Annotated in this window: 19 protein-coding genes and 1 tRNA gene; 15 read left to right on the top strand and 5 right to left on the bottom strand. The window is 67.7% G+C overall.

Annotation, left to right across the window (positions count from 1 at the left end):
- Positions 1–86 precede the first annotated feature (86 nt).
- Positions 87–926 (top strand): endonuclease/exonuclease/phosphatase family protein, encoded by an 840-nt coding sequence (locus PMES_RS08735; protein WP_159965326.1) that lies wholly within the window; start codon positions 87–89, stop codon positions 924–926.
- Here PMES_RS08735 and PMES_RS08730 read toward each other — a convergent pair.
- Positions 896–1,435: a peroxiredoxin-like family protein gene (locus PMES_RS08730; RefSeq protein ID WP_159965325.1), complete on the bottom strand. Its 540-nt coding sequence runs from the start codon at positions 1,433–1,435 to the stop codon at positions 896–898. The two genes, PMES_RS08735 and PMES_RS08730, sit on opposite strands and share 31 nt — an antisense overlap.
- 168 nt (positions 1,436–1,603) lie before the next feature.
- Here PMES_RS08730 and leuB point away from each other — a divergent pair, with 168 nt between their 5' ends.
- Entirely contained in the window at positions 1,604–2,707 is a 1,104-nt protein-coding gene (leuB, locus tag PMES_RS08725) for a 3-isopropylmalate dehydrogenase (protein WP_159965324.1), read from the top strand.
- A 295-nt stretch (positions 2,708–3,002) separates the two neighbouring features.
- Complete coding sequence (locus PMES_RS08720) at positions 3,003–3,473, top strand: hypothetical protein (protein ID WP_159965323.1); 471 nt, start codon at positions 3,003–3,005, stop codon at positions 3,471–3,473.
- A 184-nt stretch (positions 3,474–3,657) separates the two neighbouring features.
- Here the strand turns inward: PMES_RS08720 and PMES_RS08715 are convergent, their stop codons facing one another.
- On the bottom strand, positions 3,658–4,152 hold the full coding sequence (locus PMES_RS08715; protein ID WP_159965322.1) for a DUF421 domain-containing protein: 495 nt from the start codon (positions 4,150–4,152) through the stop codon (positions 3,658–3,660).
- A 140-nt stretch (positions 4,153–4,292) separates the two neighbouring features.
- Here PMES_RS08715 and PMES_RS08710 point away from each other — a divergent pair, with 140 nt between their 5' ends.
- The gene (locus PMES_RS08710) at positions 4,293–5,297 is read left to right on the top strand and encodes a DMT family transporter (RefSeq protein WP_159965321.1); all 1,005 of its coding nucleotides are present in this window, start codon (positions 4,293–4,295) and stop codon (positions 5,295–5,297) included.
- Between the two features lie 15 nt (positions 5,298–5,312).
- A tRNA-Pro gene (locus PMES_RS08705) sits at positions 5,313–5,389 on the top strand.
- A 129-nt stretch (positions 5,390–5,518) separates the two neighbouring features.
- Here PMES_RS08705 and PMES_RS08700 read toward each other — a convergent pair.
- Together PMES_RS08700 and PMES_RS08695 are read right to left on the bottom strand one after the other, a co-directional pair.
- On the bottom strand, positions 5,519–6,139 hold the full coding sequence (locus PMES_RS08700) for a class I SAM-dependent methyltransferase (protein ID WP_159965320.1): 621 nt from the start codon (positions 6,137–6,139) through the stop codon (positions 5,519–5,521).
- A gap of 148 nt (positions 6,140–6,287) precedes the next feature.
- Positions 6,288–7,415 (bottom strand): THUMP domain-containing class I SAM-dependent RNA methyltransferase, encoded by a 1,128-nt coding sequence (locus PMES_RS08695; protein WP_159965319.1) that lies wholly within the window; start codon positions 7,413–7,415, stop codon positions 6,288–6,290.
- Between the two features lie 133 nt (positions 7,416–7,548).
- Here PMES_RS08695 and PMES_RS08690 point away from each other — a divergent pair, with 133 nt between their 5' ends.
- The 4 genes from PMES_RS08690 to PMES_RS08675 all read left to right on the top strand — a co-directional run bounded on the left by PMES_RS08690 (position 7,549) and on the right by PMES_RS08675 (position 11,878).
- Complete coding sequence (locus PMES_RS08690) at positions 7,549–8,850, top strand: NAD(P)H-dependent oxidoreductase (protein ID WP_159965318.1); 1,302 nt, start codon at positions 7,549–7,551, stop codon at positions 8,848–8,850.
- Between the two features lie 103 nt (positions 8,851–8,953).
- The gene (locus PMES_RS08685; RefSeq protein ID WP_159965317.1) at positions 8,954–9,991 is read left to right on the top strand and encodes a TRAP transporter substrate-binding protein; all 1,038 of its coding nucleotides are present in this window, start codon (positions 8,954–8,956) and stop codon (positions 9,989–9,991) included.
- On the top strand, positions 9,992–10,501 hold the full coding sequence (locus tag PMES_RS08680; RefSeq protein WP_159965316.1) for a TRAP transporter small permease: 510 nt from the start codon (positions 9,992–9,994) through the stop codon (positions 10,499–10,501).
- An 18-nt stretch (positions 10,502–10,519) separates the two neighbouring features.
- Positions 10,520–11,878: a TRAP transporter large permease gene (locus PMES_RS08675; RefSeq protein ID WP_159965315.1), complete on the top strand. Its 1,359-nt coding sequence runs from the start codon at positions 10,520–10,522 to the stop codon at positions 11,876–11,878.
- On the opposite strand, the gene PMES_RS08670 is transcribed toward PMES_RS08675, so the two are convergent.
- Positions 11,875–12,762, bottom strand: coding sequence for a hypothetical protein (locus tag PMES_RS08670; protein WP_159965314.1), 888 nt, complete (start codon positions 12,760–12,762; stop codon positions 11,875–11,877). The genes PMES_RS08675 and PMES_RS08670 overlap by 4 nt on opposite strands.
- Before the next feature lie 140 nt (positions 12,763–12,902).
- Here PMES_RS08670 and PMES_RS08665 point away from each other — a divergent pair, with 140 nt between their 5' ends.
- The 6 genes from PMES_RS08665 to PMES_RS08645 all read left to right on the top strand — a co-directional run bounded on the left by PMES_RS08665 (position 12,903) and on the right by PMES_RS08645 (position 17,407).
- Positions 12,903–13,829: an ABC transporter ATP-binding protein gene (locus PMES_RS08665; protein WP_159965313.1), complete on the top strand. Its 927-nt coding sequence runs from the start codon at positions 12,903–12,905 to the stop codon at positions 13,827–13,829.
- On the top strand, positions 13,829–14,590 hold the full coding sequence (locus tag PMES_RS08660) for an ABC transporter permease (protein ID WP_159965312.1): 762 nt from the start codon (positions 13,829–13,831) through the stop codon (positions 14,588–14,590). The genes PMES_RS08665 and PMES_RS08660 overlap by 1 nt, the downstream gene beginning before the upstream one ends.
- Positions 14,591–14,650: 60 nt before the next feature.
- Entirely contained in the window at positions 14,651–15,448 is a 798-nt protein-coding gene (locus tag PMES_RS08655; RefSeq protein ID WP_159965311.1) for a S49 family peptidase, read from the top strand.
- A gap of 4 nt (positions 15,449–15,452) precedes the next feature.
- Entirely contained in the window at positions 15,453–15,617 is a 165-nt protein-coding gene (locus PMES_RS16580; protein WP_201288978.1) for a hypothetical protein, read from the top strand.
- 1 nt (position 15,618) lies between these two features.
- The gene (locus tag PMES_RS08650) at positions 15,619–16,560 is read left to right on the top strand and encodes a calcium/sodium antiporter (RefSeq protein WP_159965310.1); all 942 of its coding nucleotides are present in this window, start codon (positions 15,619–15,621) and stop codon (positions 16,558–16,560) included.
- A 64-nt stretch (positions 16,561–16,624) separates the two neighbouring features.
- Positions 16,625–17,407, top strand: a complete 783-nt coding sequence (locus tag PMES_RS08645; protein ID WP_159965309.1) for an SDR family oxidoreductase — start codon at positions 16,625–16,627, stop codon at positions 17,405–17,407.
- The last annotated feature ends 44 nt before the right edge of the window (positions 17,408–17,451 follow it).

The following is a 17,451-nucleotide window of genomic DNA, read 5'->3' as shown; positions in this document are numbered from 1 at the left end:
CGCAAAGCCGCCTCGACGACCTGCTGCCGTGGAACTTCAAGCCGTCAAGCTGAACCGCTGGTGCTGTTCAGCTAACGCTTACCGGCATGTCCACCGGGCTCGACCTCGATGGCGACGGCCGGCTGGGCACGCCGCGCGATGCGCAGGGCTATGGCCCCTTCGCCGGCGCGGGCGGGATGGCCGTGCTTTCGCGCCATGCGCTCGCCCCCGAAGGCGACTTTGTCGATCACGGAGGATTGCTCTGGGCGGATCTGCCCGGCGCGCTCCTGCCGACGAGCCCGGCGCCCCCTTTCACCAAGCCCATGCGCGCCGTGCAGAGATTGTCGAGCCAAGGGCATTGGCAACTGCCCGCGCTTTTGCCGGGTGGACGCCGGCTGACCCTGCTGACCTGGCACGCGACGCCGCCGGTCTTCGACGGGCCGGCGGATCGCAACGGCCGTCGCAACCATGACGAGGCGGCCTTCTGGTCCCGCCTTCTCGACGGCGCGCTGGGGCATCCACCGCCCGCGCCGCCCTATGTCCTCTTGGGTGATGCCAATATCGACCCGCATGACGGCGCGGGGCGCAAGGGGGCGATCCGCGCGCTGCTGGCCGATCCGCGCCTCGTCGATACGCGTCCGCGCGCGGTGCCGGGACGCTGCCTTCCGCCGGAGGGGCCGGCAAATGCGCCGCATCTCGGCGATCCCTGCCTCGATACGGCCGATTGGGCGGATGGAGAGGAAGGGCCGGGCAATCTCAGGACCGATTATGTGCTGCTGTCGGCGGACCTGCGTCACCTCGCATCCGGGCTCGCCTGGCCACCCGCCGATGCGCCGGCGGGGCGGGAAGGCCCGCCCCGTCACGCGATCGTCTGGGCCGACATCGCCCTGGGGGGCGATGCGGCCAGACGCGCCGGTCAGGCGGCGGCGTCGAGCGCGCCGCGATAGGTGCCGCGCGGCGGATAGCCCTTGTCCTGGGCGAACGCGATCGCCGACAGCACGTCATCGAGCGAGGGCCGCGCGAAGGGCGCCGTCTGCACCCAGCCGAACTGGAGCTTCTGGTCGTTGCTCACGTAAAAGAGCCCCGGCTCGTTGAAGAGCGCCGGCTCCTCGCTGCCTTCACGTGCGGAGGACAGGAAAAGACCCCAATCATCGCGCGCGGCGGCAAGGTCCAGCGAATGGGCAATGGTCACCTCGCTGACGCCGGCCTTCTCGGCCATCTGGCGTGCCTTGTCCTCGGGATCGGCGCTGATCGCCACGAGACGGACGCCGCGCTCGGCGAACTTGGCAGCGTGGCTTTCCATCTCGCCGAGCTGCTTGGCGCAGATCGGGCAATGCAGCCCCCTGTAGAACACCAGGAGCGTACCCTTCTCACCGCCATCCTTCGACAGATCGAACGTTTCCCCCGAAAGGGTCGGCAGACGAAGCTCGGGAGTTTTTTCTGCGGGAAAGATCATGTTGCATCCTTTCTTTCGGCCCACCCCGCGCCGCGGGATAGGACGGTGATTGCGTGTCAGGCGGGCAAACGCGGGCCGCTCGCGCGATGTTCCGTCTTCTTGACCGGGCGTGAGGCGCGCGATACCCATCGCCAAGCCGCACCCCCCTTGATCCGAACGGAGATTTCCATGGCCAACCCTTCCCTGCTCATCCTGCCCGGCGACGGCATCGGACCCGAGGTCATGTCCGAGGTGCGCAAGGTCATCGACTGGTTCGCGCAAAACCGCGGGCGGGCCTTCGATGTCAGCGAGGATCTGGTGGGCGGCGCGGCCTATGACAAGCATGGCACGCCGCTGACCGACGAGACGATGGCCGCGGCGCAAGCCGCCGACGCGGTGCTCCTTGGTGCCGTCGGGGGCCCGAAATACGACGATCTCGACTTTTCGGTAAAGCCCGAGCGCGGCCTTCTGCGCCTGCGCAAGGAGATGGACCTCTTTGCCAACCTGCGCCCTGCGCAATGTTTCGATGCGCTGTCCGACTTCTCCTCGCTCAAGCCCGAGATCGTGGCCGGGCTCGATATCATGATCGTGCGCGAGCTGACATCCGGCATCTATTTCGGTGAGCCGCGCGGCATCGTGCAGGAGGGCAACGAGCGCGTCGGGATCAACACCCAGCGCTACACCGAGAGCGAGATCGCCCGCGTGGCGCGCGCCGCCTTCGAGCTGGCCCGCCGCCGTGGCAACCGTGTCTGCTCCATGGAGAAGGCCAACGTGATGGAATCGGGCGTGCTGTGGCGCCAGGTCGTCACCGAGGTGCACCAGGCCGATTACGCCGATGTCGAGCTGAGCCACATGTATGCCGACGCAGGCGCGATGCAGCTGGTGCGCGCGCCCAAGCAGTTCGACGTGATCGTGACCGACAACCTCTTTGGCGACCTTCTGTCGGACGCGGCCGCGATGCTCACCGGCTCGCTCGGCATGCTGCCTTCCGCCAGCCTCGGGGCGGTGATGGAGAACGGCCGCCCCAAGGCGCTCTACGAGCCGGTGCACGGCTCGGCCCCCGACATTGCCGGCCAGGGCAAGGCCAACCCGATTGCCTGCATCCTCAGCTTCGCCATGGCCCTGCGCTACAGCTTCGATGCCGGCGAGGATGCCGCGCTTCTGGAGAAGGCCGTCGAGACGGTCCTGGCCGACGGCGTGCGCACCGGCGATCTGATGCAAGGCGGCGACGGCACGCCCGTCAGCACCGCGCAGATGGGCGACGCGATCGTCGCCGCCCTCTCGCGCGGCTGACACTTCCGGCCACTTCCGGCCCCTTCCGGGGGGCGCGCGCATGATCTGCGGCGCCCCCCCGTTCGGCCCTGTCTCGGCCCTGCGACATGTCCGGCCCATGCGGTGCAGCATCGGCCGTCCCGGGGCGCCTGCCCCGCGCCCAAGCCTCCCCATCTCCAAGCCGCGCGCCCCCAGGCCGCCCGCCGGCGGAATTCCGCACCCCTCCGAAAGTCGGGGAAACCATTCGGCTGCTTGCTCGTTTTGCTTGCAATCAGGCGCAGAAGCCGCGCCAGAACATTGATCAGGAGCCAGTAACATGAAACGCATTCTCATTGCGGCAATCGCGGCCAGCTCGATGGCCACCAGCGCATTCGCCTATACCGACGCGAGCGAAACCATGGTCAATGCCGTGGCAGAAATCCTCGACTCGCTCGAGATCGACAGCGTGAATGTCGAAGATCTCTCCGATACGCAGATCGCTTCGATCTACATCGCGGGCACCAGCAGCTCGGACCAGTCCGAAAAGGAAAAGGAAGTGCGCAGCTTCCTGACCGACAAGCAACTCGAGCAGGAAGCCGATGCCGGCCCGACGCTCGAAACCGGTGTCGATATTGATGGCGGCTCGGCCACCATGATGGAAATGGTGCAGAACCTGCTCGACGAGAATGACATCGATGCCGATGTGAGCACGCTCACCGACGCCCAGATCGCCGGCATCTACATCGCCGGCACCAGCAGCGGCGAAGAAGGCCGTCAGAAGGACCGCATCGAAGCGATCCTCAAGTAATCCCGATACCCCGGTGGTGCCAGAGGCATCGCCGGGGGGCGTGACGAGTGCCGCCGGCGGACGAGTGCCGACCGTGACGATGATCCCGGCATGACCAGTTCCCGAAGGCCGCCCCGAGGGGCGGCCTTCGAACGTTTCATCCCGCTTGCTCCCCTCCTGTGGAAAACACGCGGCGGCCGCGCTCCTAGCGGCGCACGTCGCTCAGCAGGGCGTCATCCATGGGATCGTCGGGGGATCCGTAGAGCACGCTGACATTGCCCGTCGTCTCGAAGACCACGGCGCGCACCAGCGACATGTCGAGCGCGTTCGCCTCGCGCAGCTTCGAGAGCAGATCGGCCCGCGTGATCTGCGCCTTCGCCATGTTGTGAAGGAGCATCTCGCCATTCTCCATCAACAGCAGCGGCGTGTTGTCGACCGCCTGTTCCACCGGCGCGGCCATGGACCGCAGCCGCGATGTCAGGCTTTGCACGATCCAGATCGCGACCAGCCCCGCCAGAGCGGCGTAGAACTTGGTGCCCGTATTGGTGATCGCCGCGGCGAAGACCGAACCGGAGGCGACCGTCAGGATGAAATCGAACCCCGACATCTTGGAAAAGCTGCGCAGGCCGTTGAGCCGTGCCAGCACGATCACCAGCACCAAGGCCGCGAGAGCGCGCGGGACGGTTTCGAGAAGCTCCATGGGTTTTCTCCTTTACCGGGGGGGACAGCTCTTGTTCGCGACGCCGCTCATGTCATAGAGCCGAGGGCGACGCTACGTCGTGGAACATCCCCCCGGAAGAAAATTACCGGGTTTTTTCGGAATTGCCGAGAGGGGTCAGCATGTCACCCAATGCCAAAGCCAACCTGCGCGGCGCGCTGCTCGCGCTTTGCGCCTTCGCGATCTTCGCGCTGCACGATGTCGCCGTGAAGGTGCTGGGGGCACGCTATGCCCCGTTCCAGATCATTTTCTTCAGCGTGCTGATGGGCTTCCCGCTCGCGACGATCATGCTGATGCGCGATGCGACCGCCGGCCACCTGCGGCCCGTCCATCCCTGGTGGACCGCCCTGCGCACCCTTGCCGCGGTGACCACCGGGTTTTGTGCCTTCTACGCCTTCTCGGTGCTTCCCATGGCGCAAACCTACGCGATCATCTTCGCCGCGCCGCTCCTGATTACCGTGCTCTCGATCCCGGTGCTGGGGGAGCGGGTCGGGGCCCATCGCTGGGTCGCGGTGCTGGTGGGGCTGGCGGGGGTCTTCACTGTGCTGCGACCCGGCACGGAGAGCCTGCAGCTCGGGCATCTCGCCGCGCTCGGGGCGGCGATCGGAAGCGCCACCACCTCGGTCGTGGTGCGCAAGATCGGCAAGGACGAGCGCAGCGCCGTTCTCATGCTCTATCCGATGGTCGCCAATTTCCTCGTGATGGCCGCCATCCTGCCCTTCGTCTACGTGCCGATGCCGTTGGTCGACCTGGGCCTTGCCGGCGTCATCGCCTCTTTCGGATTCGCCGCGTCCCTGCTGATCATCCTCGCCTACCGGCACAGCGACGCGGCCATCGTCGCGCCGATGCAATACTCGCAGATCATCTGGGCGGCCGTGTTCGGCGCCGCCTTCTTCGACGAGCGTCCCGACACCATGACCTGGATCGGGGCCGGCATCATCATCACCAGCGGCCTTTACATCGTCGCGCGCGAAAGCCTGTCCGGCCGGTCGGACAACACCCCGGTCCTCTCCACGCGCTCGCGCCCCGAAACCGGCACCATCCCCCGCATCAGCGCGCTGCTGCGGCTGCGCACCGAGCGTTCCGCCCACAGACAGGCCCTTGCCAAGCGCCCGGAGAATGGATAGGGCACGTCACACGGTCGGGCTGTAGCGCAGCCTGGTAGCGCACCTGCTTCGGGAGCAGGGGGTCGGAGGTTCGAATCCTCTCAGCCCGACCAGTAAGACATCCCCGACCAGTTAGACGACCTTGACCGGTGACACGACATGGAGGGCCCCGTGCGGGCCCTTTTGCGTTCGGTATTGCCGCATGCCGCTTCCACTATATGTCCCCGTGCGCCCATCGTGGATCAGGACGGGCCGGCGAGCGCCACGCCCTCATGCATGTAGACCATCGGCCTGGGCCCCCTGGCATATCCCGCGTCATGCGAGGCCAGTGCGAAGCCCGCCGCATCGAAGAGGCCGGGCACGGGCCGGTCGAGATGGCAATTCCCAGCGCAGCGCCTCCAGATGGGTGTCAGACGCTTCTGCCAGAGCCGCACCTTGTGCTCCGCCGAAAGGCCATGCTCGGCGAATCGCACCGTCCCGCCGGGGCGCAGGACGCGGCGCAGCTCGGCGAGCACGGCATCCGGAGCGCCGACGCTGCACAATGTCCAGGTGACCGTCACGCAGTCGATGCTGCCGCTCTCGACCGGCAGCGCCTCCGCATGACCCTGCATCAGGGTGACGCCGCAGGACGCCGCATCGGCACGCGGCCGCGCGCGCTCCAGCAGCTCGGCCGAAGGGTCGATCGCCAGCACCGATCGCGCCCCTGGACCGTAGAACGGGAAGTTATGTCCCGCCCCTGCCCCGATCTCGAGGATGCGCCCGGCCGCCGGCGCGATGCAGCGCTGCCGGTACGGGGTCAGGATCTCCTGCCCCATGACCAGGTCCGTCAGGCAAGGCAGGATCGCGCGGTCGTAGAAGCTCATCGGTTCATCCTCTCGAAGCTGCGTTTCGCCGCCGGTCCGCCCGGCGGCCTCCCGGTCCGGACCCGCGCCCGGCGGCGCAAGCGGGCGCCGGGGCGGGATCGCGCGGTTCCGGGACGTGCCCGCATCGCAGACGCGCGAGCGGCCTGACCTAGCGCAGGGGACCGGTCCGGTGCAAACGCACCTTCAAGCCCCCGAAGGAGACAGGCGCCTCGAGCGGGGCGAAGGGAAGGCCCGTGGCCTTGGCCAGACCCGGCTCGCTCGTCACGAGACCCACGCGCCAGCCGGCGAAACGTTCGGCAAGAACCGCGCCGAGCTTGCCGTAAAGGGCATAGAGCAGCTTCTTGTTGCCGATGCGCGCGCCATAAGGCGGATTGACCATGACAAGCCCCGGGGGGCCGTCCGGACGCTCGAGGGCGCTGATCGGGCCCTGGGCGATCGCGACCATGCCGCCGACCCCGGCCCGCTCGGCATTCGAAAGGCTGGCCCGCACCGCCCCCGCATCGCGGTCGAAGCCGAGGAAGCGGGGCGGTCCCGCCGGCGCGGCGGCCGATCGGGATAGGAGCCCGGCGCGCAGCGCGGCGTAGCGTTCGGCATCGAAGCTGGCGAGGCGCTCGAAGGCGAAGCTGCGCGAGCGGCCGGGCACGAGGCCCGCCGCGATCTCGGCGGCCTCGATCACGAAAGTGCCCGAGCCGCACATCGGGTCGATCACCGGCTCGGTGCCGTCGAAGCCGCAGCGGCGCAGGAAGAGCGCGGCCAGGGTCTCGCGCATCGGGGCCTTGCCGACCGCCTCCTTGTGACCGCGCTTGTGGAGGGGCTCACCGGAGGCATCGACGCTGATCGTCACCTTGTTGTCCTCGATGCGCACCTTCAGCACGAGCGCGGCCTGCGGGCTGACGGTGGCGCCGAAACTCTCGCGCAGGGCGGTTTCGATCCGCTCCGCCGCGGCGCCGGCATGGTAGATCTTCGAGCCGTGGCAACTCACCTCCACCCGCACGGGCAGGCCGGCGGGCAGAACCTCGCCCCAGGGGAACTTGCGCGCCCGCCTGTCGAGCTGCGCGAGATGGAAGGCCATGAAGCTTCCGATGCGCACCAGCACCCGGCCGGCGCCGCGCAAGGCGAGATTGGCCCGCCAGACCTGTGTCCAGTCCCCGGTGACGATGACACCGCCGGGCACGGCCCGGGGATCGGCAAAGCCCAGGACGGCGGCTTCCTGCGCGAGTTGCGGCTCGAGCCCTGGCGGGGCGGCGAGGAATATTTCGAGCGGCGGCGTGTTCATCGCGCCTGCATAAGGCCATTGGCGCGCCGCATCGACCGCTTTCTGCGCCGCGAGGTGACGCAGCGTCTGGATCTTCGCGGCGCGATGGGCTCATCTGGGCGCCGATGACGTGGCCGGCACAAAGGATAACGCCATGAACCTTGCAAGACTCTGCGCCGAGCGCGCCGCCGCGGGGCGCCCGATCCGGGCCGGCCTGATCGGCGCGGGCAAGTTCGGCTCGATGTTCCTGTCGCAGGTGCCCGGCATCGAGGGGCTGGAGGTTCAGGCGATCGCCGATCTGAGTCCGGACCGGGCGCGGCAAGCCTGTGCCCAGGTAGGCTGGGACGAGGCGCGGATCGCGGCCACCCGCTTCACCGACAGCGGCGTCGAGCTGGCCGGCATGGACGGGATCGAGGTGGTGATCGAGGCCACCGGAAACCCGCGGGCGGGCATCGCCCATGCCGGCGCCGCCATCGCGGCGGGGCGCCATGTCGTCATGGTCAATGTCGAGGCCGACGTGCTTGCCGGGGCCGCATTGGCCGAGCGGGCGCGCAGCGCCGGCGTCGTCTATTCCATGGCTTACGGCGATCAGCCTGCCCTGGTCAGCGAAATGGTCGACTGGGGCCGCGCGGCGGGGTTCCGGATCGCGGCCGCCGGCAAGGGAACGAAATATCTGCCCGCCTATCACACCGTCACCCCCGACGCGGTCTGGAGCCATTACGGGCTGACACCGGAGGAGGCCGAGGCGGCCGGGATGAACCCGCAGATGTTCAACTCCTTCCTCGACGGCACCAAGAGCGCCATCGAGGGGGCCGCGATCGCCAACGCAACCGGCCTTTCAGTGCCTCAGGAGGGCCTTGCCTTCCCGCCATGCGGTGTCGACGACCTGGCCCATGTGCTGCGTCCGCGCGATGTCGGGGGCCAGCTCGAAGGCCCCGGCATGGTGGAGGTGGTCTCCAGCCTCGAGCGCGATGGCCGGCCCGTCTTCCGTGATCTGCGCTGGGGCGTCTACGTGGTGCTGGAGGCGCCCAATGACTACGCGGCCGCCTGTTTCGGCCAGTATGGCCTGCCGACTGACGAGACGGGGCGCTATGCCGCGATGTACAAGCCCTTCCACATGATCGGGCTGGAGCTGTCGATCTCGGTCCTGTCGGCGGCCCTGCGCGGCGAGCCCACGGGCAGCACCCGCAGCTTCTCGGGCACCGTCGCCTCTGTCGCCAAGCGCGATCTGCGGGCCGGCGAGATGCTCGACGGCGAGGGCGGTTACACGGTCTATGGCCGTCTCGCGCCCGCCGCGGCCGGAGCCGCACGCGATGTCCTGCCGATCGGCCTGGCCCACAAGGTGAAGCTGCTGCGCGATGTCGCGGCTGGCCGGGAGGTCACCTTCGCCGATGTCGAGATCGCCGAGGACGAGGCCGTCCAGCTCTACCGCACCTCGCTTGCGACGGCGCGCTGACCGAACGCGCCGGCAGAACCGCCTTGCCAAACCGGCGGCGGGGCTGTCATCACTTGCCCCGACCGCCCCGGATCGGGGCCTTCGCATCCAGATGGGACTCCAGATGATCGCCAAGACCTTCCTGGCCGCTGCTGCGGCGACACTTGCCCTCGCCGCATCCGGGGCCATGGCGCAGGAATACACCTTCAAGCTGCATCACTTCCTGAGCGCCAATTCACCCACCCATACCGACACGGTGGCCCCCTGGGCCCGCGCCGTCGAGGAGGCCTCCGGCGGCCGGGTGAAGATCGAGATCTTCCCCTCGATGACGCTCGGCGGCCGCCCGCCCGAACTGGTCCAGCAGGCCCGCGACGGGGTGGTGGACATCATCTGGACCGTCAATGGCTACACACCGGGGCAGTTTCCGCGCACCGAGGTGATCGAGCTGCCGAGCGTCTTCGTCAACGACGTCACCGCCGCCAACCTCGCCCTGTCCGAAATGTTCGAGAGCGACCTGGCGGAGGAGTACAAGGGACTGGAGGTCATGTTCCTGCATGTCCATGCGGGCCAGGCGATCCAGATGCGCGACACCGAGGTGCGCCGCCCCGGCGATCTCGCCGGCAAGAAGCTCCGCATCCCCACCCGCACGGGCGCCTGGGTGATCGAGGCGCTCGGCGCCTCCCCGGTTGCCATGCCGGTGCCCGAGCTTCCGCCCGCGCTTCAGAAGGGCGTCGTCGACGGCGCGCTGATCCCGTGGGAAATCATCGCCCCCCTGCGGCTCGAGCAGCAGACCGATTACGATATCGAGGGCGCCGACAAGGAGCGCCTCGGCACGACCGCCTTCCAGATGTCGATGAACGCCGCGCGCTGGGCCGAGCTGCCCGATGACATCAAACAGGCCTTCCGCGACGCCTCGGGCCCCGAATGGCTGACCGAGATGGGCCGCGTCTGGCGGGAAAACGACGACAAGGGCATCGAGATGGCGGTCGCGGCGGGCAACACCCATATCACCCTGACCGAAGAAGAGACGCAGGCCTTCCGCGACGCGGTTGCCCCGGTTGTCGATCGCTGGATCGAGGAGGTCTCGGGCGCCGGGATCGACGGCGCGGCGCTGGTCGAGAAGGCCCGCGCCCTCGTGAAAGAGCACGCGAGCGCGCAGTAGATGTCCGCGTCCGCCAGCCGCACGGGCCTGCCCCTGGCCGTCGAACGGGCGGCCACCCTCTGGGCGATGGCGGGCGGCGCGCTGCTTCTGCTCGTCGTCGCCATCAATGTCGCCTCGGTCATCGGCGGGCTTTTCGGCAAACCCTTCGCGGGGGATTTCGAATTGACCGAGGTCGGCACGGCGGTGGCGGTATTCGCCTTCCTCCCCTTCGTGCAGATCACGGATGCCAATGTTTCGGCGGACATCTTCACGCAGCGCGCCCCGGTGCGGCTGGTCGCGGCCTTCGGCCTGCTGGCCGCGCTGGTGGCCATGGCCTTCGCGCTGCTGCTGGGCTGGCGGATGTATCTCGGCATGCTCGATCAGAAGAGCTATGACTATACCACCGCCATCGTGCAGTTCCCGCACTGGATCGCCTTCCTGCCGATCCTTGCCTCGATCGCGCTTCTCGCGCTCTGCGCGGCCGTCACCGCTGCCGAGCGGCTGGCCCGCATCGCCGCACCGGGCCATTAGGACGCAGCGGAGCCTTTCATGATCGACGATCCCATTCTCTTCGGCTCGGCCGCGCTGGGCCTGCTGGTGCTGCTCATCGCGATCCGCATGCCGATCGCCTACGCGATGATCCTGGTGGGCGGCATCGGGGTGATGCTGGTCAATGGCAGCGCGCTGGTGCTCAACCAGCTGAAGACCCTCGCCTACGGGCAGTTCTCGATCTACGACCTGAGCGTCGTGCCGATGTTCGTGCTGATGGGCGCGCTCGCCTCGCATGCGGGAATGAGCACCGCGCTTTTCCGCGCCGCGAATGCCTGGCTGGGGCGCCTTCCGGGCGGCACCGCGATGGCGGCGATCGCGGGATGCGCCGGCTTCGGCGCGGTTTGCGGCTCGTCGCTGGCCACCGCATCGACCATGGGCAAGGTGGCGCTGCCCGAGCTGCAGCGCGCGGGCTATGACGGGGCCCTGGCAACCGGCACGCTCGCCGCGGGCGGGGTCCTCGGCATCCTGATCCCGCCCTCGGTCGTGCTGATCCTCTACGCGATCATCGTCGAGGCGAATGTCGTGACCATGTTCGCGGCGGCGATGCTTCCGGGGCTGCTGGCGGTTCTGCTTTTTCTGGGCGTGGTCGCGCTCTATGCCACGCTGCGCCCCGCCGCGGCCCCGCGTGGCGGCGCCTTGCCCGCCGGCGAGCTGCGCGAAGCCAGCCTCGGGGTGCTGCCGGTGCTCGCCATCTTCGGGATCGTCCTCGGGGGCATTTATGGCGGGCTCTACAACCCCACACCGGCGGCCGCTGTCGGGGTCGCGCTGGTCTGGCTCTACGGCGCGCTGCGCCGCCGGATCGGATGGGCCGAGTTGGGCGCGGCACTGCGCGAGACGGCCGGCACGGCGGGGATGATCTACCTCATCCTGCTGGGCGCCGAGCTGATGAAGATCTTCATGAGCCGGATCGGCCTGCCGCAGGCGACGGCCGACTGGATCCTTGCCTCCGGCATGGCGCCGATGACGGTGATGCTGCTCCTGCTGGCCGCGCTGATCGTGCTGGGCTGCCTGATGGACAGCCTGTCGATGATCCTGCTGGTGATCCCGTTCTTCTGGCCCGTTCTGACCGAGCTGAACGGCGGGCTCTATACCGGCCCCGAGGGCGCTTTCGGGATGAGCACCGAGGAGCTGAAAATCTGGTTCGGCATCCTCGCGCTGATCGTGGTCGAGCTTGGCCTCATCACCCCGCCGGTGGGGATGAACGTCTTCGTCATCTCCTCGCTGGCGCCGGGCGTGCCGATGGGGCGGACCTTCAGGGGCGTGCTGCCCTTCTTCGGCGCCGAGCTGCTGCGCGTGGCGATCCTCCTTGCGCTGCCGGGACTGACGCTGTGGCTGCCACGGCTGCTGGCGGGCTAGCGCGTTTCCTCGGAGACGGGCATCACCCCGTCGATCACCCGCCGCCAATAGGCGCTGATCCGCGGATAGCGCCAGATCGTCTTGTGATGCTTGAAGACCACCCGCTCGCCATCGGTCTTGTCCACGAGATGCTCGGGCTTGAGCGGCTCGCCATGATAGGTCAGCGCAACCTGCCGCGCCCGCCGCGCCTTCACATGCGGCAGGCGGTTGCGCATCTCGGCCAGACCGAAGCTCGGCGCCATGTATTCCTGGGTGAACTTGATGGCCATGTCGCGCGGAAAGACCCGCGTGATGTCACGGGCCATGGCCGAGACGAGAAGCTCGTTGCCGCCCTTGAAGAGCTTGGCCTCGCGCGCGCTGACGCCGGGCTCCCCTGCGGCCCATGCGGGGTATTTCTCGAGGAAGAGATCGGCGATCTGGTAGGTGTCCTCGGGGTAGAAGGCCATGACCGCGGTATTGCCAAGGTAATACCGCTCGGGCGCGATCCGGTCCACGAGCCCCTTCGCGCGCCAGTAGGGCACGGCATGGCGCTGCAGGAAATAGACCGCCCGCCGCCGCTCCAGGCACTCGGCGAGCCGCGCGACATCTCCCAGGATGGAGGTATCGAGATCGATGTAGATGGTCGGCACGCCCTCCTCGAGCTGACCGCGCATGAACATCGACATCTTCGGAAGCGAGCCGTTGCGCCCGGTCAGCGCCTTCAGCGGTATGCCGAACTCGGGAAAGGGACGCACCTCCACCCCCGGCGCGATGCCCGTCCCGTCATCGGTGTAGCAGATGAAGCGCGTTGCGGCCTGCGTGCGCACCCGGGTCTCGGCGGCGATCCCGTTGACGTAGTTCGCGGAATACTTGCTGCCCCATTTCACCATAACGATCTGGATCATGTTCCACTCCCCGGCCCTGCCTTTGCGAACAAGCCCTCTGCATAGGCGCAGGGCTGCAGGCTGGCAAGCGAGGGCCTTCGCCCTTTCGTCCGATCCGTGGCCGCTGTAGCTTGGCCCCGCGATCCAGCCGCGAGGGAATGATGCCCGCAATCGTCGAAATCCGCGACCTGCAGAAGACCTATGACAGCGGCTTCACCGCCCTGAAATCGATCGATCTGGATATTCGCGAGGGCGAGATCCTCGCCCTGCTCGGCCCCAACGGCGCCGGCAAGACAACCTTGATCTCCGCCATTTGCGGCATCGTCAGGCAGACCGCCGGCCATGTCACCGTCGGGGGTCACGACACGATCGCGCAATATCGCGGCGCCCGCCGCCTGATCGGCCTCGTGCCGCAGGAAATCAATCTCGAGCCCTTCGAGAAGGTGATGAACACGGTGCGCTTCTCGCGCGGGCTCTTCGGGCGCCCAAGGGACGATGCGCATATCGAGAAAGTCCTGCGCCAGCTGTCGCTGTGGGACAAGCGAGATGCCAAGGTGATCGAGCTTTCGGGGGGGATGAAGCGGCGCGTGCTCATCGCCAAGGCGCTCAGCCACGAGCCGCGGGTGCTCTTTCTCGACGAGCCGACGGCTGGCGTCGACGTGGAGCTGCGCCGCGACATGTGGGAGACGGTGCGCAAGCTCCAGGCCGACGGGGTCACCATCATCCTGACCACCCATTACATCGAGGAGGCGGAAGCGATCGCCGACCGCATCGGGATCATCGCGCAAGGCGAGATCCTCCTCGTGGAGAAGAAGGCCGAACTGATGCGCCGTCTCGGCGCCAAGCAGATGGTGATCGAGCTGCAGCATCCCACCGAGCGGATCCCCGAGCAGCTCGCGGGCTACGATCTCACGCTCGGCAAGGATGGCGGCAGCCTCGTCTATACCTATGACACGCAAGGAGAGCGCACCGGGATCACTAAGCTGCTCTCCGACATCTCGGCGGCGGGACTGCAACTGCGCGACGTGCAGACGCGGCAAAGCTCGCTCGAGGACATCTTCACCGACATCGTTCGGAAGGACAGCTGATGAATCTCGAAGCGGTCCGCGCCATCTACGTCTTCGAGATGGCCCGCACCTTCCGCACCCTGCTCCAGAGCATCGTCTCGCCGGTGCTCTCCACCTCGCTCTATTTCGTGGTTTTCGGCGCCGCTATCGGCAGCCGCATCGACGAGGTGGAAGGCATCTCCTACGGCGCCTTCATCGTGCCGGGGCTGATCATGCTCAGCGTGCTCGTTCAGTCGGTCAGCAATGCCAGCTTCGGGATCTACTTCCCCAAGTTCATCGGCACGATCTACGAGCTGCTCTCGGCGCCGGCTTCCTTCCTCGAGATCACCGCCGGCTACGTGCTGGCGGCGGCCACCAAATCGCTGATGATCGGCCTGATCATCCTCGGCACCGCCTTCTTCTTCGTCGACCTGCAGATCGCGCACCCGGTCTGGATGATCACCTTCCTGGTGCTGACCTGCCTGAGTTTCAGCCTGTTCGGCTTCATCATCGGCATCTGGGCGCAGAACTTCGAGCAGCTGCAGCTCGTGCCGCTGCTCGTCGTCACGCCGCTCGTCTTCCTGGGGGGCTCGTTTTACTCGATCACCATGCTGCCCCCGGTCTGGCAGACGGTGACCCTGTTCAATCCGGTCGTCTATCTGGTCTCGGGTTTCCGCTGGTCCTTCTTCGGCATGTCGGATGTCGCGCTCGGGTGGAGCCTCGCGGCGATCGTGCTCTTCACCGCGCTGTGCATCGGGGTGATCTGGTGGATCTTCCGCACCGGCTACCGCATCAGGGGTTGAACGGCCGATGCGGTGCCGCGCGCCTTGTTGCCCGCCCCGGCAGGCTCTACATGGGAGAGAATGAAACGCTTCATCCCCTTCCTCAAATCCGGTCCGCTGGTCTCGGTGATCCGCCTTCAGGGCATGATCGCATCGAGCGGTCCGAACCGCCTGAACGACGCCACGCTCGCGCCGGTGATCGAGAAGGCCTTTCGGCGCGGCAAGCCCAGCGGCGTCGCCCTCGTGCTGAACTCGCCGGGAGGCAGCCCCGCGCAGAGTGCCCTGATCGCCGCGCGCATCCGGCGCCTTGGCGAGGAGAAGGGCGTACCGGTGCTCGCATTCGTCGAGGATGTCGCCGCATCCGGGGGCTACTGGCTGGCCACGGCGGCGGACGAGATCTACGCGGACGAGACCTCGATCGTCGGCTCCATCGGGGTGATCTCGGCGGGATTCGGCTTTGACGAGCTGATCCGCCGTCACGGAATCGAGCGCCGCGTCTACACCGCCGGCAATTCCAAGAGCACGCTCGATCCCTTCGCGCCGGAAAAGACCGAGGACGTGGCTCGCCTTCGCCGTTTGCAAGAGCAGATCCACGGCGCCTTCATCGACCAGGTGAAGCGGCGCCGGGGCGGAAAACTGACTTCCGAGATTGATCTTTTCAACGGCGAGTTCTGGATCGGGCAGACCGCGGTCGAGCTGGGCCTGATCGACGGGATCGGCCATATGGTCCCGGTGCTCAAGAAGCGTTTCGGGCCCGATCTGCGGCTGGCAAACTACCAGCAGCGACGCCCCTTCCTCAGCCGGTTCGGCGCGGGCTTGGCGGACAGCGCGCTCTCTACCATCGAAACGCGCATCGCCGCCGCCAGGTACGGGCTTTGATACGATGATCAAGGTGGTCACACTCTTTCTCATCGGCATGGTCATCATGGCCATGTTCGGCAAGCTCCGCTTTCCCGGCCAGCAGAAGCTGCGCAGCATGAAATGCCCCGGTTGCGGGCGCTACGCGATCGGCAAGGGCCCTTGCGCTTGCGGTGCCGGAAAGGGTTGACATGGAATTCCTGGTGGCCGCGCTCGGCCTAATCATTCTGGTCTTCGCCGGAGACGCCCTTGTACGGGGCGCGGTGAACATCGCGCTCAGGCTCGGGATCCCGGCACTGGTCGTCAGCCTCACCGTGGTCGCCTTCGGGACCTCGGCGCCGGAGATGCTCGTCTCGATCCGCGCCACCCTCGACGGCGCGCCCGGCCTCGCGCTCGGCAATGTGGTGGGCTCGAACATCGCGAACATCCTGCTCGTGCTGGGGGTGCCCGCGCTGATCTCGGGGCTCGACATGTCGGGCAGCGACACGCGGCGCAGCTACGCGGTGATGCTCGGGGTGACCGCCATCTTCATCGCCGTCTCCGCCTTCGGCCCGATCGGCCTGCCGCACGCGCTGCTTCTGCTGGCTGTCTTGGCGCTCGTTCTGGGGGACCAGTTCCGCGACGCCCTCGCCCATCGGCGCGCCGGCGAGGCAGCCCCCGAGGAGGTCGAGGAGGCCGACCCGGAGATGCCGTGGTGGAAGATCGGGGCTTTCACGCTCGGGGGGTTGATCGGCCTGCCGCTCGGCGCCAACCTGCTGGTCACCTCGGCGACCGAGATCGCCAGCCGTTACGGGGTCAGCGATTCGGTTATCGGGCTGACCCTCGTGGCGGTCGGTACCTCCCTGCCGGAGCTGGCGACGACGGTGATGGCCGCGATCCGCCGGCAGGCCGATGTCGCCTTGGGGAATGTCATCGGCTCCAACGTCTTCAACCTCCTCGCGATCCTCGGTGTCACCGGCCTGATCGCGCCGATCCCGGTCGATCCGCAGTTCCTGCGCTTCGATCTGTGGGTGATGGCGGCTGCCTCGCTGCTCATCTTCCCCTTCGTCATCTGGCAGTGGTCGATGACGAAGCGCTGGGGCATCCTCTTCACCGCCCTCTTCGCCTCCTACATCTACGCAACCATCATGTGACCGGCGGGCGGGCCGCCGCGCGGGACACCGGACCCTCCCCGGGTCACAGAAAGGATCCCTGACCATGCACAAGCGCGCACTCGTCACCGGCGCCGGATCGCGGCTCGGCCGCGCAATGGCTCTCCATCTCGCCGGGCGCGGCTTCGATGTGGCGGTGCATTACAACAGTTCCGAAGCACCCGCGCGTGCAGTCTGCAAGGAGATCGCGCATGCCGGGCGCCGCGCCGTGCCGTTGCGGGCCGACCTGCTCGACGCGGATGACGTGGAGACGCTGGTGCCCCGCGCGGCCGAGGCGCTTGGCGGGCCGCTCGGCGTCCTGGTGAACAACGCCTCGATCTTCGAGCATGACACGGTCCAGACCGCGACCGCGCGAAGCTGGGACCGTCATATGGATTCGAACCTGCGCGCGCCCTTCATGCTCACCCAGGCCTTCGCGGCGCAGGTGCCCGAAGCCGCGCACGATGCGGCCGGTGAGCCCGTCGCATCGGGGCTGGTGGTCAACATGGTCGACCAGAGAGTGCGCAAGCCGACCCCCGAATTCATGACCTACACCCTCGCCAAGATGGGACTCTGGGCCTTCACGCGCACCGCGGCGCAGGGGCTCGCCCCGCGTATCAGGGTCAACGCGATCGGGCCCGGCCCCACCTTGCGCGGCGCGCGCCAGTCGCAGGCGCATTTCGATGCGCAGCGCGCCGCCACAGTGCTTGGGCGCGGCGCCGATCCGCAGGACATCACCGCGGCGCTCGGCTACCTGCTCGATGCGCGCGCGGTCACCGGACAGTTGCTCTGCATCGATGGCGGGCAGCATCTGTGTTGGCAGACGCCGGACGTGCTCGGGGTCGAATGAGACGGCACGGCGCAGCCGCCTGGCGTCCTGCCGCGCGGGCGTGC

Source organism: Profundibacterium mesophilum KAUST100406-0324, from assembly GCF_009835145.1.
Lineage (GTDB): Bacteria > Pseudomonadota > Alphaproteobacteria > Rhodobacterales > Rhodobacteraceae > Profundibacterium > Profundibacterium mesophilum.
The sequence above is the reverse complement of the archived record's forward strand: the minus strand, read 5'-3'. Positions and strand labels throughout refer to the sequence as shown.

Excerpts from the sequence above, each read along its gene's own strand:
- PMES_RS08735 (WP_159965326.1), top strand. The coding sequence starts at position 87 with ATGTCCACCGGGCTCGACCTCGATGGCGACGGCCGGCTGGGCACGCCG.
- PMES_RS08730 (WP_159965325.1), bottom strand. The coding sequence starts at position 1,435 with ATGATCTTTCCCGCAGAAAAAACTCCCGAGCTTCGTCTGCCGACCCTT.
- leuB (WP_159965324.1), top strand. The coding sequence starts at position 1,604 with ATGGCCAACCCTTCCCTGCTCATCCTGCCCGGCGACGGCATCGGACCC.
- PMES_RS08720 (WP_159965323.1), top strand. The coding sequence starts at position 3,003 with ATGAAACGCATTCTCATTGCGGCAATCGCGGCCAGCTCGATGGCCACC.
- PMES_RS08715 (WP_159965322.1), bottom strand. The coding sequence starts at position 4,152 with ATGGAGCTTCTCGAAACCGTCCCGCGCGCTCTCGCGGCCTTGGTGCTG.
- PMES_RS08710 (WP_159965321.1), top strand. The coding sequence starts at position 4,293 with ATGTCACCCAATGCCAAAGCCAACCTGCGCGGCGCGCTGCTCGCGCTT.
- PMES_RS08700 (WP_159965320.1), bottom strand. The coding sequence starts at position 6,139 with ATGAGCTTCTACGACCGCGCGATCCTGCCTTGCCTGACGGACCTGGTC.
- PMES_RS08695 (WP_159965319.1), bottom strand. The coding sequence starts at position 7,415 with ATGAACACGCCGCCGCTCGAAATATTCCTCGCCGCCCCGCCAGGGCTC.
- PMES_RS08690 (WP_159965318.1), top strand. The coding sequence starts at position 7,549 with ATGAACCTTGCAAGACTCTGCGCCGAGCGCGCCGCCGCGGGGCGCCCG.
- PMES_RS08685 (WP_159965317.1), top strand. The coding sequence starts at position 8,954 with ATGATCGCCAAGACCTTCCTGGCCGCTGCTGCGGCGACACTTGCCCTC.
- PMES_RS08680 (WP_159965316.1), top strand. The coding sequence starts at position 9,992 with ATGTCCGCGTCCGCCAGCCGCACGGGCCTGCCCCTGGCCGTCGAACGG.
- PMES_RS08675 (WP_159965315.1), top strand. The coding sequence starts at position 10,520 with ATGATCGACGATCCCATTCTCTTCGGCTCGGCCGCGCTGGGCCTGCTG.
- PMES_RS08670 (WP_159965314.1), bottom strand. The coding sequence starts at position 12,762 with ATGATCCAGATCGTTATGGTGAAATGGGGCAGCAAGTATTCCGCGAAC.
- PMES_RS08665 (WP_159965313.1), top strand. The coding sequence starts at position 12,903 with ATGCCCGCAATCGTCGAAATCCGCGACCTGCAGAAGACCTATGACAGC.
- PMES_RS08660 (WP_159965312.1), top strand. The coding sequence starts at position 13,829 with ATGAATCTCGAAGCGGTCCGCGCCATCTACGTCTTCGAGATGGCCCGC.
- PMES_RS08655 (WP_159965311.1), top strand. The coding sequence starts at position 14,651 with ATGAAACGCTTCATCCCCTTCCTCAAATCCGGTCCGCTGGTCTCGGTG.
- PMES_RS16580 (WP_201288978.1), top strand. The coding sequence starts at position 15,453 with ATGATCAAGGTGGTCACACTCTTTCTCATCGGCATGGTCATCATGGCC.
- PMES_RS08650 (WP_159965310.1), top strand. The coding sequence starts at position 15,619 with ATGGAATTCCTGGTGGCCGCGCTCGGCCTAATCATTCTGGTCTTCGCC.
- PMES_RS08645 (WP_159965309.1), top strand. The coding sequence starts at position 16,625 with ATGCACAAGCGCGCACTCGTCACCGGCGCCGGATCGCGGCTCGGCCGC.